This is a genomic window from Chryseobacterium mulctrae (genome assembly GCF_006175945.1).
Classification (GTDB): domain Bacteria; phylum Bacteroidota; class Bacteroidia; order Flavobacteriales; family Weeksellaceae; genus Chryseobacterium; species Chryseobacterium mulctrae.
In genome coordinates this window covers 213,798-229,136 of the sequence record NZ_VAJL01000001.1, presented here as the reverse complement: position 1 = coordinate 229,136, position 15,339 = coordinate 213,798, and the positions used below count along the sequence as shown (strand labels likewise).

At 34.3% G+C, this 15,339-nt stretch carries 13 protein-coding genes; 10 read left to right on the top strand and 3 right to left on the bottom strand.

Annotation, left to right across the window (positions count from 1 at the left end):
* Positions 1-97 precede the first annotated feature (97 nt).
* The 3 genes from FDY99_RS01010 to FDY99_RS01000 all read left to right on the top strand — a co-directional run bounded on the left by FDY99_RS01010 (position 98) and on the right by FDY99_RS01000 (position 5,394).
* Positions 98-1,174, top strand: a complete 1,077-nt coding sequence (locus FDY99_RS01010; protein ID WP_139418712.1) for a carbamoyl phosphate synthase small subunit — start codon at positions 98-100, stop codon at positions 1,172-1,174.
* Positions 1,175-1,339: 165 nt separating this feature from the next.
* Entirely contained in the window at positions 1,340-4,522 is a 3,183-nt protein-coding gene (gene carB / locus FDY99_RS01005; protein WP_139418711.1) for a carbamoyl-phosphate synthase large subunit, read from the top strand.
* A gap of 197 nt (positions 4,523-4,719) precedes the next feature.
* Positions 4,720-5,394, top strand: coding sequence for a hypothetical protein (locus FDY99_RS01000; RefSeq protein WP_139418710.1), 675 nt, complete (start codon positions 4,720-4,722; stop codon positions 5,392-5,394).
* A 236-nt stretch (positions 5,395-5,630) separates the two neighbouring features.
* Here FDY99_RS01000 and FDY99_RS00995 read toward each other — a convergent pair whose 3' ends face one another.
* Together FDY99_RS00995 and FDY99_RS00990 are read right to left on the bottom strand one after the other, a co-directional pair.
* The gene (locus FDY99_RS00995; protein ID WP_228423886.1) at positions 5,631-6,923 is read right to left on the bottom strand and encodes an IS91 family transposase; all 1,293 of its coding nucleotides are present in this window, start codon (positions 6,921-6,923) and stop codon (positions 5,631-5,633) included.
* Complete coding sequence (locus tag FDY99_RS00990) at positions 6,908-7,789, bottom strand: tyrosine-type recombinase/integrase (RefSeq protein WP_228448715.1); 882 nt, start codon at positions 7,787-7,789, stop codon at positions 6,908-6,910. The genes FDY99_RS00995 and FDY99_RS00990 overlap by 16 nt, the downstream gene beginning before the upstream one ends.
* 296 nt (positions 7,790-8,085) lie before the next feature.
* Here FDY99_RS00990 and FDY99_RS00985 point away from each other — a divergent pair, with 296 nt between their 5' ends.
* From FDY99_RS00985 to FDY99_RS00970, 4 genes are all read left to right on the top strand, one after another.
* Positions 8,086-8,652, top strand: a complete 567-nt coding sequence (locus FDY99_RS00985; RefSeq protein WP_139418708.1) for a toxin-antitoxin system YwqK family antitoxin — start codon at positions 8,086-8,088, stop codon at positions 8,650-8,652.
* 422 nt (positions 8,653-9,074) lie between these two features.
* Complete coding sequence (locus FDY99_RS00980) at positions 9,075-9,617, top strand: hypothetical protein (protein ID WP_139418707.1); 543 nt, start codon at positions 9,075-9,077, stop codon at positions 9,615-9,617.
* A 173-nt stretch (positions 9,618-9,790) separates the two neighbouring features.
* Positions 9,791-10,174, top strand: a complete 384-nt coding sequence (locus FDY99_RS00975; protein WP_139418706.1) for a nuclear transport factor 2 family protein — start codon at positions 9,791-9,793, stop codon at positions 10,172-10,174.
* A 77-nt stretch (positions 10,175-10,251) separates the two neighbouring features.
* Positions 10,252-10,743: a hypothetical protein gene (locus FDY99_RS00970; protein ID WP_139418705.1), complete on the top strand. Its 492-nt coding sequence runs from the start codon at positions 10,252-10,254 to the stop codon at positions 10,741-10,743.
* On the opposite strand, the gene FDY99_RS00965 is transcribed toward FDY99_RS00970, so the two are convergent.
* Positions 10,740-11,588: a hypothetical protein gene (locus FDY99_RS00965; RefSeq protein ID WP_139418704.1), complete on the bottom strand. Its 849-nt coding sequence runs from the start codon at positions 11,586-11,588 to the stop codon at positions 10,740-10,742. The genes FDY99_RS00970 and FDY99_RS00965 overlap by 4 nt on opposite strands.
* Before the next feature lie 104 nt (positions 11,589-11,692).
* Between FDY99_RS00965 and FDY99_RS00960 the strand changes: the two genes are divergently transcribed.
* From FDY99_RS00960 to FDY99_RS00950, 3 genes are all read left to right on the top strand, one after another.
* A complete protein-coding gene (locus FDY99_RS00960) occupies positions 11,693-12,844 on the top strand; it encodes an ABC transporter ATP-binding protein (RefSeq protein ID WP_139418703.1) in 1,152 nt (383 codons plus the stop codon).
* Positions 12,845-12,865: 21 nt separating this feature from the next.
* On the top strand, positions 12,866-14,743 hold the full coding sequence (locus FDY99_RS00955; protein WP_139418702.1) for a hypothetical protein: 1,878 nt from the start codon (positions 12,866-12,868) through the stop codon (positions 14,741-14,743).
* A gap of 64 nt (positions 14,744-14,807) precedes the next feature.
* Positions 14,808-15,332, top strand: coding sequence for a Crp/Fnr family transcriptional regulator (locus tag FDY99_RS00950; RefSeq protein WP_139418701.1), 525 nt, complete (start codon positions 14,808-14,810; stop codon positions 15,330-15,332).
* Positions 15,333-15,339: the final 7 nt, after the last annotated feature.

Genomic DNA, 15,339 nt, shown 5'->3' with positions numbered 1-15,339 from the left:
GGGTGGTTTAAAAAGTAAAATAGAAAAAATAAGAAGTAAAATAACAGAATGAAGAAGTCTAACTTCTAATTTCTAAAATCTAATATCTAATTTAAAAATGAAGAAAAAATTAATACTGGAGTCCGGTGAAGTGTTTCATGGAGAAGGTTTCGGAGCAGAATTGGAAACTGCAGGAGAAGTGGTTTTCAATACCGGAATGACAGGGTACCAAGAACTTATTTCTGACCCATCTTACTGCGGTCAGATTGTTTGTATGACCTATCCGCTTATCGGAAACTATGGGATTAATAGAGATGATTATGAGAGTATAGAGCCGGCTATCAAAGGTCTTATCGTAAAAGAACTTTGTGATTTGCCGTCGAATTTCCGTACTCAGATTACTTTAGATGAATTATTTAAAAAGAAAAAACTTTCAGGAATTTCAGGAATCGATACAAGAAGACTGACAAGAATTCTTCGTAACCACGGAGTTGTGAAAGGAAAAATCGTAAACGCTGATGCAGACGAAAGCACAGTAGTTGCAGAGCTAAAAGGAACGACTTTTCCAACCAATCAGGTGGAGCAGGTTTCTACAAAAACACCTTATGCAAACCCGGGAAGAGGACTTAAAGTAGTACTTGTGGATTTTGGTTCTAAATTAGGAATTATCAGAGAGTTGTCTCAAAGAAATTGCGACATCACAGTGGTTTCACATGATACAACTGCAGAGGAAATTTTATTGATGAATCCAGATGGAATTATGCTATCAAACGGTCCTGGAGACCCGGAAGATAATCAAGGAGCTTTAGAAATGATCCGTGGATTATTAGGAAAAGTTCCAATCTTCGGAATCTGTTTAGGACACCAATTGATCGGTTTGGCTTGTGGAGCAAAAACTTTCAAGTTAAAATTCGGACACAGAGGAGGAAATCACCCGGTTTTAGATTTAGAGAAAAACAAAGTGGCAATTACTTCCCAAAATCACGGTTATGCAGTAGACCAGGAAAGTCTTAAAGAAACAGATTTAATTGAAACGCACATCGCATTGAACGACAGAACAAACGAAGGTCTGAAACACAAAATTCACCCTTGCTTCTCAGTTCAGTATCACCCGGAAGCAAGTCCAGGTCCTGAAGATGCAAACTACTTGTTTGATGATTTCATCACGTTGATGGAGGATTTTAAGAATAAGTAAAAACATTAAGTTTGTCATTCAGAACGAAGCGAAGTGTAGTGAAGAATCTAGGATAATAAAAGATTCCTCGATTCCTCGGAATGACAATGTGTAAATTAAATCTAAATAAAAAACAGTGCTAAAAGTCTAACATCTAACTTCTAGCATCTAACATCTAACTTAGAAATGGCAAAACGTACAGATATAAAAACAATTTTAGTAATCGGTTCAGGACCTATCATCATTGGTCAGGCTGCAGAATTTGATTACGCAGGAACGCAGGCTTGTCTGTCTTTGAGAGAAGAAGGCTACAAGGTAATTTTGATTAACTCAAATCCTGCAACGATTATGACGGATGTTGAAATCGCGGATAAGGTATATATCGAGCCGATTTCACTTCAGTTTGTAAGTCACATCATCAGAAAAGAGCGTCCGGATGCACTTTTACCGACTCTTGGTGGACAAACAGGTTTGAATATGGCGGTAGAATTGGAAAAATCAGGAATTCTTGAGGAATGTAAAGTTGAAGTTCTTGGAACTACGCTTTCGGCCATCAACAGAGCGGAAGACAGAGATTTGTTCCGTGAATTGATGAGAGAATTGAACGAACCGGTTCCTGAATCTGATATCGTAAATACGGTGGAAGGAGCAATTAATTTTGCTAATGAAATTGGATATCCGGTAATTGTTCGTCCTGCTTTCACGATGGGTGGAACAGGTGGTGGAATTGCTGCGACTGAAGCAGAATTGAAAGAAATTGCAGAATTAGGATTGAAATACAGTCCTGTTACACAATGTCTTATTGAAAAATCAATTGCAGGTTTCAAAGAAATTGAATACGAAGTAATGCGTGACGCAAACGACAATGCGATTGTAGTTTGTAACATGGAAAATATCGACCCGGTTGGAGTTCATACAGGTGATTCAATCGTTGTGGCGCCTTCTCAGACACTCTCAGACAGAGAATATCAGTTGTTGAGAAATGCTTCATTAAAAATTATCAGAGCATTAGGAATTGAAGGTGGATGTAACGTACAGTTGGCTTTAGACCCACATTCATTCGAATATTATATCATTGAGGTGAATCCAAGAGTTTCTCGTTCATCAGCTTTAGCATCAAAAGCAACAGGTTATCCGATTGCGAAAATTGCTGCGAAAATTGCGGTAGGATTAACTTTAGATGAAATTATGAATCCGGTTACAGGAAAAACTTACGCTTGTTTCGAGCCGGCTTTGGATTATGTAGTAACTAAATTCCCAAGATTCCCATTCGATAAATTCGAAACAGCGGACAGAAGATTGTCAACGCAGATGAAAGCGACGGGTGAAGTAATGGCCATCGGAAGAAATTTCGAAGAGTCTTTACAAAAAGCAATCCGTTCTTTGGAAACAGGAATTAAACATATTGGTTTAAAAACTAAACAGGCTGCAGCTTTAACGGCAGAAGAAATCGAAAGAAGAATCAGAGTGTGTGATGACGAAAGATTGTTCATCATCGGAGATGCTTTAAGAAGAGGATATGATTGGGAACAAATCGTAGAATGGAGCAAAATAGATAAATTTTTCATCTGGAAAATCAAGAAATTGATTGATTTCGAAAAAGTGATCGCTGAAAATAAATTCAATAAAGACATTTTATTAGAAGCTAAAAAACTAGGTTTTGCCGATGTAAATATCGCAGTTCTTTGGGATGTAAAAGAGCGTGAAATCTTCAATTTCAGAAAAGAAAACGGAATAATGCCGGTATTTAAAATGGTAGATACTTGTGCTGCAGAATTCGAATCTGAAACGCCATATTTCTACGGAACGTATGAAGAAGAAAACGAAAGTGTTGCTTCAGACAAAGAAAAAATAATCGTTTTAGGTTCAGGTCCGATCAGAATCGGACAGGGAGTTGAGTTCGATTACGCTACGGTTCACTCAGTTTGGGCAATCAAAGAGATGGGTTACGAAGCGATTATCATCAACAATAATCCAGAAACGGTTTCTACAGACTTCTCTATTTCAGATAAATTATACTTCGAACCTTTAACGGAAGAAGATGTAATGAACATCATCGAGCTTGAAAAACCAAAAGGAGTTGTCGTACAGTTCGGAGGACAGACAGCAATCAACCTTGCAGATAAATTAGCTTCTCATGGAGTGCAGATTTTAGGAACTTCTCTGGAAGATTTGGATAGAGCAGAAAACAGAGACAAATTTGAAAAAGCCCTTCAGGAAATGGGGATTCCTCAGCCTCTAGGAAAAACTTCAACATCAAAAGAAGAAGCGATAAAAATTGCCAACGAAATCGGTTATCCGGTTTTGGTTCGTCCAAGTTACGTTTTGGGAGGTAGAGCAATGGAAATTGTTTATACAGAAGCAGAATTGGCTCATTATATGGAATTTGCGGTAGACGCAAGTCCAGAACATCCGGTTTTGGTAGACAGATATATGGTAGGAAAAGAAATTGAAGTTGATGCGATCTGCGACGGTGAAACGGTGATCATTCCTGGAATTATGGAACACATCGAAAGAGCAGGAGTTCACTCCGGAGACTCGATTGCAGTGTATCCTCCACAAAATATTTCACAAAGCGAAGTTGATACTTTGGTAGATTATACACAGAGATTAGCTAAAGGACTGAAAGTAATTGGTTTAATGAATATTCAGTACGTTCTTTTCGAAGGAAATGTATATGTAATTGAAGTGAATCCACGTTCATCTAGAACGGTTCCTTTCTTATCTAAAATTACGGAAGTTCCGATGGCAAATCTTGCTACAAAAGCAATTTTAGGTCAAAAACTGACTGATTTAGGTTACAAAAACGGATTGGTTCCGAATAAAGAAGGTGTTTTCGTAAAAGTTCCTGTATTCTCTTTCTCAAAATTAACTAAAGTTGATATCTCTTTAGGTCCAGAAATGAAGTCTACAGGAGAGGTTATGGGGAAAGACACGACTTTAGAAAAAGCGCTTTACAAAGGATTGGTTGCAGCAGGAAGAAAAGTTCCGATGCATGGTTCAATCTTATTCACGGTGGCTGATAAACACAAGCAGGAAGCGGCAGATTTAGCTGCAAGATTCCATGAAGTTGGTTTCAGAATCTGGGCAACTGAAGGAACGGCTAAATTCTTCGGAGAACAAGGGATTCCTTGCAAAATTGGTTACAAAATAGGAGAGGAAAGCGTCAACTTAATCGATTTGATTCAAAAAGGAAAAGTACAATACGTTGTCAACACTATGACGAAAGGAAAACAGTCTGAAAGAGACGGTTTCCAAATCAGAAGAATGAGTGTGGAAAACGGTGTTCCTTGTTTAACATCGATGGATACAGTTGAAGCAATATTGAAAGTTATCGAAAGTATGAGTTTCAAAATGGAAACGATGTAATTTTTAAATAAAATTTGAACGAAACTTTTCGTCAAACCTAACAGGTTTTTAAAACCTGTTAGGTTTTTTTGTTTAAGAAAAATTAAATAATTTGTTGATTCATTGAAAATTGGTTACTTTAGAAAAATTATAACTTAGCTTAAAGCATTGCTTTAAGCTAAGTGTTGGCGGAAATTTTATCTAAACAGCAAAAAAAAATGAAAAACAATTCAAATTTTATTTTTAAATTATCAATAGCTTTTATATTGATTCTCTCAAGTTCATTTTTGTACGGACAGCAAATTATCAATAACAATCAAACAGAAACAATAAAATTACCACTAAAAAAAATTGTAAGATATTTTAATGATTTTAATTATCATTATCTAAGCGATTATACGTTGAATGAAACGAAAATAGATTCTACAACTCAAAATAATAATATTATCACAATTTATTTTACAGAAAACAAAAACTATAAATCTACTATAATCCTAACGAATTTGGATAAATATCAGAAAACACTTAAACAGAAAACTTTTGAAACTAACATATTAATGCTATTCAAAGGAGAATATAATGCAGAGACTCTTAAACATCCAATAAAACCAATTATTAACGAGTCTTTTTCTAAGAACGGAAAACTTAAATGGAAAATTAAAATTAAAAAAGCAGACGAAAATTTAACAAAATTGACATTTATTTTTGACTCATTTGACAAAAAACACAAACAAAAATTTATCACAAATTTTTCCAAAGGAATTGATGACTATTTTAATTATACAATTCAACAGATATTTATAACAGAGAATTTTAAACGTGATGTATTAAATTATTTAGCAAATAGTTCCAAATCTGATGCTACAGATACTGTTCCTACCAAAGGTAATTGAAAAAACTTCTGCCAATAGCTAAGTTTTCGTTGCGTGCGAAGCACGAACAATGAAAACCCTGTTGAACGGAAGCTTCGGGAGCTTTTTTCAGCATTATGGGTTTACCGACGAAGGATTTTAAAGATATACAGGAGACTTTCAGAAAGGTCTCTTTTTTTGTGGGTGAATTTGATGGTTTTTCTTGGTTTTATCGTGTTTTCCTTCACTTTTAGGCATAAATACCCTTACCCAAAATGCTAGATTTTTGGCTTTTCAAAGTTTTGGCTCATCTCCAAAAACCAAAGGGGCGGACCGCGCAAATCGAACGTTGCAATCGTTACCAAATTCCCAACTTTGCAGCAACTACATTTCGGCTGAAAAGTTTTGGGTGGAAATTTTCCTTTGGGCTGAATGCCTAAATTCTGTTGCAGATTTTTTAGCTTCATTCGTTTCCATGTGCTGCTGAGAAAACCGTAATGGCGGATTTTCACAAATCTTTTCGGCAAAATATGCATCGCAAAACGGCGGATAAACTCCTCATGGCTCAAAACCATCTGCTTTTTGATGCCTTTTTGGCGGTAATCTTTGTACTCCAACGTTACATTTTCCGCATCAACTTTCCTGATTCTCTGGTTGCTGATCGCGATTTTGTGCGTATATCTTCCCAAATATTCCACCACAGATTTCGGGCTGCCAAAGGGTTTTTTAGCGAAAACTACCCAAGGTTTTTCCCAAAGTTTTTGTCTGAGTTTTTCATAAGTTTCTGCTTCATTTTTTCGGTTTTCAAATTGATTTTCATCATTTTCCGTCTGATTTTTATTACATTTTAATGATAACCGAACCTTCAGCTTCTCACAAAATTTAGCCCTGAAAACTTTGCTCAAAGCCTTTACAGGAAACAAAAAATTACCGTCGCTTCTGATGTTTTTCCAAACTCCGTTTTCATCCACGCCGCCACCCGGAACGATGCAGTGCAAATGCGGATGCAGACTCAGATTCTGTCCCCAAGTATGCAAAATAGCGATCATTCCCATTTTTAAACCTCGATTTTCACCAAAGGTTTGCAGCGTTTCCCAAGCCGATTCAAATAAAATATCATACAACATTTTCGGAGCATGAAGTGCGGTTTTGTTCAGCACTTCCGGAACGGTAAAAACCACGTGAAAATAAGGCACTGGAAGCAGTTCGGTTTCCCGGTTTTCAATCCATTTTTCGCGGTTTTTGCCCTGACATTTCGGGCAGTGCCGGTTTCGGCAGGAGTTGTAGCTGATGCTGATATTTCCGCATTCGTCACAAGCGTCAATATGACCGCCCAAAGCCGATGTACGGCACTTTTTTAACGCAAATAAAGTTCTTAATTGCCAGGAATTTAATCCTAAATTTTCTAGTTTTGAACCTAAAATATTCAACACATCTGCGACTTCGTATCGAGGTTGAGATTCAGGTTGAGCAGACTGTATTTTTGAGATTTCTAAACGTTGATTTTCATTAAATTTAAAGCTTGAATTTTGGCTTTTAACAAATTCAAAACCAACTACTTCGCTCTGCATTCCTCAAACAAAGTATCCAGTGGAGAGAAGAGTTTTTGGGTAGAAAGTTGGGCGATTTGAAGGTAAACGAGGGTCGTTTCGATGTTTTCGTGGCCGAGGAGATTTTTGATGCTCACAATGTTCATCCCATCCTCCAAAAGATGCGTCGCAAAACTGTGCCGAAGCGTATGAACACTCACTTCTTTCAATATTTTTGCCGTTTTTGAAGCCTGTTTCACCGCCCATTGTACGCCACGTTGCGAATATCTTGAATCGAATTCTCCACCTGCACGATTTGCTCGAGGTTCTCCAAAGAGAAAATCTTCCGGTTTTTCCGCTTCAATATATTTTTTCAAACCCCGAATCAAATGTTCCGACAAAGGCAAATAGCGGTCTTTTTTGCCTTTTCCCTGAACCACTTTCAGCTGTTTTCGGTAAAAATCCAAATCGCATAAACGGAGATTTCTGACCTCCAGACAGCGCAATCCGCAACCGTAAAGCAACCCGATTAAGATTTTATGTTTTAAAAGTTTACAGCATGACAACATCTGCCAAACCTCCTGTTTACTGAGCACAACAGGCAGTTTTTTCTCTTTTTTAATTTCCGGAAGACTTAGATAATCGTAGCTCAAACCTTCCGATTTCAACAGAAACCGAAGTCCGTAAACCGTGTGTTTAAAATACGATTGCGAGGGTGATCTTGATTTTTTCTGAAGGTAAAAAAGGTAATCGTGGATCTGCTCAGGATCCAATTCTGTCGGGATTTTCCCGAAATGCAGCGACACCGCCGCGACGTGTCTGGAGTAATTATTGAACGTGCTCTGACTGCGTCCCAACACCGAAACCGTACGTTCAAAACGGCTTAAAAGTTCTGTAAAACCAGGCACTTCGCGCTTTGCCTGATTGATGATTTTGTTTTCTCTGAGCTCGTCTAAACTCTTTTTTTTGTAGCCATTCTATTGATTTTTTAATTAACTTTACAAAGTAACTGATTTATGCGATTGGGAAAGCTACCGAAGGTTTAGTTCAACATCGGCTTGGTAATATGACGTTTTTCGGCTAAATTCAACGGCAATTCTTTGATTGAAAAGAGCATTTATACTTAGATTTCCGCCACATCACAAAGCTCTGAAACGTTTTGCGATATGCTAAAACAACAGATAAAAAATAACATTGCAAAAAAATGAATAACCTATCCATAAAATACATACTTTTTCTATTGTTTTTAATGAGTCTTCTATCTTCTTCGTACGCACAGACTGAAAAAAAAACATTTTATACAACTGGTCAAATTAAGGAAGTCGCTCAATATGACAAGAATGGAAAATTAACAGGAGAGGCAAAAGCTTATCACCCAAATGGAAAATTGGAACGGATTGGTCAATATCAAAACGGAAAACAAATTGGAGAATGGAAACAATATTTTAAAAACGGAAAATTATCAATTATTGGATTATTTGAGGATGGAAAGCAAAAAGATTATTGGACTTATTATTGGCCTAATGGACAATTAAGAGGAAAAGTAAACTTTAAAAAAGGCAGACAGACAGGGGAATGGAAAGAATATCACGAAAATGGAATATTAGCAGGAATTGGAAACTATGAAAACGGAGAAAAAATAGGTGAATGGAAAGCTTATTATGAAAATGAACAGTTGACAAGCATAGGAAACTATGTGAATGGGGAACAGGTAGGAGAATGGAAATATTATGATAAAGAAGGTAAGTTATTAGAAACGGAAAAACACTAAAAAAGTACAATCGTAAAACAAAGGCTTAAAAATAGCGGGACGAAATTTCAAAACCCAAAGTTTGCCATTTGATTGAATTTCTGTGCTAAAAATCTACCATTGCAATGCCTCGGAACGTTGTACGATATGCCTAATCAATATTCTGCATAAATTGCTGACAAAAAAAGATGAAAAACTTATAATAATCATTTCTATTTTGAATTTGCAATCCTGTAAAAACAAATATAATTTAGAAAATACTTTTTGGAAACATTGTGGAGATTACCCAATATCAGATGTGATTGTTATTGGGAAAGAACGCACTGTATATGTAAGAAACGACAGTATATATTTTAACAAAAACGATTCATTATTTGGGCTTATCGACACCATAAAATACTACTATGGAGAAAGAAGATTATTTGTTCGAGATTTGAAGGGTAATGTGGGAAGATTTTGTGAAAAATGAATGCATCGGAAATAAAAAACTATTCCAACTTTTAATTTTTTGCGATGGACAAAAAAAAACTACAATCAAAATGGAAATAAATAAAATTGTATTTAGATTTTGTGGAAGCAATTTGTTGATTAGCATCATATTATTTGTTATTTATAGAATTGTGATTTCTCAAACAAAGTTGATTGATGGAAGTTCATTTGAAAAATGGATGCAGATTTTAGAACTTATATTAAATTTAGGATTTTCATTGGTATACCTTGTTGCTATGCTTATCTCTTCTTTTGCAGTTCTTCTAAATTTGATAAAAAAAATCAGAATCAATTTCTATCTGTCACTCTTTACATTTTTGGGATTACCAGCATTTTGTGTTATTTTTATCGTAATCACACTATTAATAGATATTTACGCCAATGATTTAACCGTTCTTACAACACTTGCAATTTTTTCAATAATTTATTTATTCCTGACGACAATACAATTTTTATGGTTCAGAAAAAGAATCAACAAAGTAGAGTTGAACAAATAAAGAACTTAAAAAACAATTTTTTTGAATCAGGATTGCTGAAGTATAAAATTCAACAGTATTTTCAATTGGACTTTTGTATTTCGTTTTCCTGGCTAACGCAGTAAATATATTGATCATATCACAAATTCAGAAAAAAAATATTATAAACCAACAACTACCTAACACAACATAATATGGACAAACCAGAAATCACCAGAGAAAACGTTGTTGAAGCAGAAAACAAACTTTTTTCGGCTCAACTTGTAAGCAATGTGGAAATACTTGACCAATTATTACACGATGATTTGCTTGCAGTTGCACCGATGGGAGAAATTATAACGAAAGAAATGGATTTGAACTCGCATAAAGCGAAAACAATGATTATTGAAAAAGTTTCAATAGAAATTAACGACATTAGAATAATGGGCGAGACTGCACTTTCTATCGTTACAATGACAGCGAAAGGGAAAATGATGGGAGCACCATTCGAAGGAAAGTTTAGATATTTTAGAGTTTGGAAACACTTTGATGACGAATTGAAAATTATCGGAGCAAGTTTTATGCAATTACCTGATTAAACAAAAACATTATCTGTAATTAAATCATGAAAATTAAAACCTAAATTTTATTTAGGATATCAAAAAAACACACATCAATGGAATATCAAGCTATCGCAGAAAAATATACCAATTTTAAAGTATCAAAAGACGGAAACCCAGTCGGACAATTGAATTATAAAAGCTGGTTTAAATTCAATGCTGAAATAGAAATTTTAAACTCAAAATATCAGGTTGAGCCGAAGGGTTTTTGGGGAACAACTGTTGAAGTTCTTGATGGGAAAAAAGTTCTTCTCAAATTTACAATGAATTGGGACGGAAATATCGTAATGAATACCTATTTCAATGATATCGAGAAAAAATATACGCTTAGTCACAAAGGTTTTTTCAAAGAATCTTTTGTGTTAAGCGATGTAAAAGGAACTGAACTTCTGATGATGAAACCTCATATTCAATGGCGAAGTTTGAATTATGAATATCAAATAAATACTTCTGAGATTTTAGAAACATTTGAGGAAAAAAATATTCTTCTGCTTATATCTTTACACTGCGCCAATTATTATATGTCGATGATGGCGGGAATGGGTTAATTTATTTTATAATAAGGTTCATTAAAATATTTACTCGGTTTTACATAAACCATCTTTCTGTCCTTATCAAAAATCCAGTTGAATCTGCGCATCACATCGGCCGCAAAATAATTGGCGTGTTGAGTTTTGAGGTCTCCTATGAAAAATCCGGCTGTAAGATTTTTTAAAACAATATTTCCAAGCTTTAGAAAAGGTAAAACTCCCTGTTTGGTTGTAATGATTTGTCCGGCAGAATTTTTCATTGACTTTTCGCCTGTAATTTTCAGCTTTTCATTCAGATTATTGGCTTCTGCAAACTCGTTACTGTATAGCAAACCTCCCGAATAACCGGACTGAAGAAGGAAATAAGCTTCCTGTTGCTTATCTTCGATCACATTGTCTGCAACGATAAAAAATTGCTCATTTTTTACATAAAGATTCATCGGTTGATAATCCTTTAGATCCGGCTCTTTATCATAAGAAACAAACTGACTGTTGTCGTAATCGATTTTAAAATATTGGTCTTTAAAAATCCCGGTTCCTATTTTTCCATCGGCTTCGTGACCGGTCAATTCATTATCAAAAAATCTGATGTTTCCGTATTTTTTATTGCCGATTTTTACCGTATTTCCGTCACTTATTTCATCTTTAAACGTGATATGGTCTGCTTTTCTGATTCTGTCTGGCGAAATTGAAGCATCTTCCATCGCAATCTGAAACATCAGATGAAGCGAATCTTTATCATTAACCAAAGTTTTTACAATAATATTATTGTGTTTCGTTAATCTGAATGGAATCTTTTCCTGAGCTTTGAAAGGGTTTAAACTCAATAAAACAATGGCTAAACAACTAAACTTCTTAAACATTTTTCGATTCTTAAAATATCCCCAAATATAGAATAATTTTTTCTCACCATTTAGATATAACTTGTCTTAAAAATAATTATCTTCGGTTAAATTAAATAAACCAAATGACGAAACATCAGCAAAGAGTCGCCGAAGTCTACCATTTTTTTGATAATAAAGACACCGTTTTAGGGTTCAGAAAGCTGTTAGATTGCGCTATTGACACTCAGGATATGTCGATTTATAAAGAAGCGATTGAATTAACCGACTGGAAAGAAACTCACAATCACGCCATCGACGAATTAATCGAAAAATCAAAAACTCTCCTCGCCAAAATTGAAAAAGTGCCGGTAAAAGAACATATTTCTGAACAGTCTGTTTTGAAAGCAAAAGATATTGTAAAATCTTACGGCAGCAACCGTTTTTCGCTCGGTCCGGTTTCTGTGGAAATCAATAAAGGACAGGTTTATGGTTTGGTAGGAGAGAACGGAAACGGGAAAACAACTTTGCTGAGAATTTTGGCGAATGAAATTTCATTTAACGATGGAAGTTTAAAGTATTCTTTCAACGAAAAATCAAAAAATGAGTATGATTTGAGAACGAAGTTGGTTTACATTCCGCAACGAACCGAAAAATGGTACGGAAGCCTGAAAGATAATCTGAAATTTGTGCTTTCAAATCATGGTGTTTCGCCTGAAGAAAACGAAACCAGAACCTTGATGATGATTGCCCGTCTCGGATTGTGGAATTACAAACATCTGAAATGGAGTGAGCTTTCATCCGGTTACAAAATGCGTTTTGAATTAGCGAGAATTCTTTTAAGAAAACCTGAAATTCTTTTATTGGATGAGCCTTTAGCAAACCTTGATGTTTTGGCGCAACAGGTCATTTTGGAAGATTTAAAATCGATTGCCAACTCGGTGAATCATCCGATTGCTTTAATTTTAAGTTCGCAGCAATTGTACGAAGTCGAAAAGATTTCAGATAAAGTAATCTTTCTGAAAAACGGAAAATACAAAAATAATTCTGAGGTAAATGATGATGACGAAAACCAATTAATTATAGAAATTGATACTAATGAAAGTCGCGATAAACTTCTCGAAGTTTTTAAGGATTTCAATATGGAAAAACTGAACTTCAATGGTGGAGTTTATGTTGCTTATTTCTCATCAGAAACTCAGTTTTATGAAGTGATTTCTGCTTTAGGAAATGCAAAAGCAGAAATTATTTACATCAGAAATATCTCGTCTTCTACGAGAAGGTTTTTCGTTAATTAATCTTTTTTAATTCAAATTAAAATGCAAAAACTCAATAAATTCAACCAATATTTGCTCGAAAGATATCCTACAGTCTGGAATACTAAAATTGTCTGGATGCTTTTGGCGGCTCTCGTTTTTCATATCGTCTTTTTTATCATCGGTTATGTTTCGCATATCGATCCTGTTTCGCTTCAGAAATATTCTGTAAAAGATGATTATTTCAGAAATGGTGTTATTTTCGTTCATCTTATTATTTCTATTTTACTGATTGTAGGATGGCTTCTGATGATGCTTAAAAACAATGCATTCAAGAATTTTTATCCGACTTCTAAAGGAAAACTGTTTGGTCAGTTTGTACAATATTTTATCATTATTTTTTCGTGTACTACGTTTTATTTCTCGTACATGACGGGTTTCAGAATGTTTATCAATAATAAATATCCTGATCAGGAAATGGCAAAAAACATTGATATTATCAACCGAACTGCGCCTTTTCTTTCTCAAAATATAGAGTCATATACTTTAGAAAACAGATTGTTTCCAAAACCTTTTTATGACCTGTATTGTGAAAATAATATTGAAAAAATAGACCGGAACAAAAAGTTTTTTGTGTATTACAACAGAGTTTATCAGTACTACACTCTTTATTCAAAAAAATCTTATCAAAAAGATAAGCGAGAAAATTTCATTGCTCCCAATCCGGAATATTCGAACAAGATACAGCCCGCTTATTCAGACGAGGAAGAAAAATTTAAAACCTTTTATTACAAAAAAGAGGTTGTAGATCTTTCATCACAGATTCAAACGACCCAGCCAAGTTTCTACAATTTTTCCCAAGTTTTTTATGATTATGATTTTAAAGGTTTTAATGATGGAGTAAAAGTTGCAGAAACGAATTACTATGATAAAAACTCGCCTAATAATATTCTTAAAAATAAAAAAGCAATCATTAATCAGAAGACCACAGCGCTTTTAAATTCTAAAAACCCGGCAGAGCTTGAGAAACTTTTTGAAGATTTTCTTTCTATTTCTAAAACGTATAGAATTAAGAATAACTTAAATGCTAAAAAATGGGTTTCTATGATTTACTCAAAAGATAATCCCAATTTTGAAATCCGTTATTTTATCAAAGATTATGAAGGGAAAACAAGAACTGATGAAAATGCGTATTATGAAGAAACAGTTGCCGTAGATTCTGTTGCTGCAACTACTGATTATCCTAGTGAAAATGATATCAGAGACAGTATAAAAATAAGAGAATTTAATCCTGAAATCAATCAACAGCTCGCTCCGGATAAATATGTGAAAAACAACATGACGGAATATTATTATCTGTCTGAAAACATGACCGATTTATTGACAAGTGTAGATTCTGTGAAGAAAGACGATTTCATTTCAGAAAACATTCATATTTATATCTGGATTGCATTTTTCCTTTCTACTTTTATTTTCAGTTTTCGAATTACCGGACTTCGTTCGTTGCTTTTCAGCGTAATCAGTGCCGGAGTTTTAACTTTAACTGTTACTTTGATTACGGTATTTTACGGACTTACCTTCAGAGGTCAGGAACAGTTTTTTGTTTCATATTTTATTTTGTTTATCGGTTTAATTATTCTGTTAATTCCGTTATTGAAAATGGATATGGTAAGTAAAATAGTGTCATCTGTTTTGGTTAATATCTCGATGAATGGCTTTGTTTTGTTTGTTCTTTTAATTTTTGCAATTATTAGAATCCATCAAAATGCAACTTGTCAAAAAGTAGTAACGAAAATGCAGGACTCTTATCCTTATCAAAACTGCTCAAATATTTTTGAAGATTTAGGCTTTATGCTAAGTTATATCATCTTGGTAATAGGTTTTGTATTTATGTATTTTTATACCGCTATTTTGCAAAAATGGAAAGCAATGCCGGAATAATTTTTTCTAATATTTTAAAACCTCATATTTTTATGGGGTTTTTGTTTCATTAAAACTTAAGAAAATGAATATTATTCAGACGTTACTCGACGCCAATTTATTTCAAAAAAAGAAAGTAATCGACAGACATTCTTTTCTGACTTTGGAAGGCGATATCGACAGCAATATTTATTATGTTGAAAAAGGAAGCTTACGCATTTTTATCAGAGATGAAGATCAGGAAAGAACAATTCGTTTTGGATATAAAGAAAATATTATTGTCTGCCTCGATTCTTTTTTGTCTGAAAAACCAACCGATTTTTGTATTCAAGCGATTAAGAAAAGCGAAATTAAAGTCGCCTCCAAAAAAGATTTTTATGAATTTATAAAATCTTCTGACGATAATCTGAAATTATGGACTGTGATTTTGGAAGATTTAGTTTTACAACAAATTGAAAGAGAAAAGGATTTGTTAATCAATTCTCCAAGAGAACGTTATGAAAGGGTTTTAAAAAGAAGTCCAAAACTTTTTCAGGAAATTCCCAATAAACATATTGCCAATTATTTAAGAATGAGCCCCGAAACTTTATCAAGACTCAAAAAATCTTGACTGTAAT